Source organism: Hydrogenophaga sp. GW101-3F08, assembly GCF_059424585.1.
This window is the reverse complement of sequence record NZ_JBWKZP010000026.1, coordinates 1-635: the sequence shown is the minus strand read 5'-3', so window position 1 is coordinate 635 and position 635 is coordinate 1. Positions and strand designations below refer to the sequence as shown.

The 635-nt window shown below is 63.9% G+C and carries 1 protein-coding gene; it reads right to left on the bottom strand.

Annotated elements, in window-relative coordinates:
• A partial coding sequence (locus AC07YZ_RS25445; protein WP_494796786.1) for a GTP-binding protein occupies positions 1–629 on the bottom strand: 629 nt, incomplete at its 3' end.
• Positions 630–635 lie beyond the last annotated feature (6 nt).

Genomic DNA, 635 nt, shown 5'->3' with positions numbered 1-635 from the left:
TCCACCGCGCGCTCGGGCGTGGGGATGTAGGTGTCCAGGGCGTCGGCCAGCTTCATGATGGCCTCTTCACCCAGAGGACCCTTGTCGCCTTCGAGGGCGAGCTTGGCCGAACCGTGGATGATGGGGGTGGCGTCGCCGGGGAAGTCGTACTTGTCCAGGAGTTCGCGCACTTCCATTTCAACGAGTTCGAGCAGCTCGGCGTCGTCGACCATGTCGCACTTGTTCAGGAACACGATGATGTAAGGCACGCCGACCTGGCGGGCCAGCAGGATGTGTTCGCGGGTCTGGGGCATGGGGCCGTCGGCGGCGGAGCACACCAGCACGGCGCCGTCCATCTGGGCGGCACCGGTGATCATGTTCTTGACGTAGTCGGCGTGGCCGGGGCAGTCGACGTGGGCGTAGTGGCGGTTGGCCGTTTCGTATTCCACGTGGGCGGTGTTGATGGTGATGCCGCGCGCTTTTTCTTCGGGCGCCGCGTCGATCTGGTCGTAGGCCTTGGCCGAACCGCCGAACTTGGCCGCCAGCACGGTGGTGATGGCCGCCGTCAGCGTGGTCTTGCCGTGGTCAACGTGACCAATGGTGCCCACGTTCACGTGCGGCTTGGTCCGCTCAAATTTCTCTTTTGCCATTTTTCA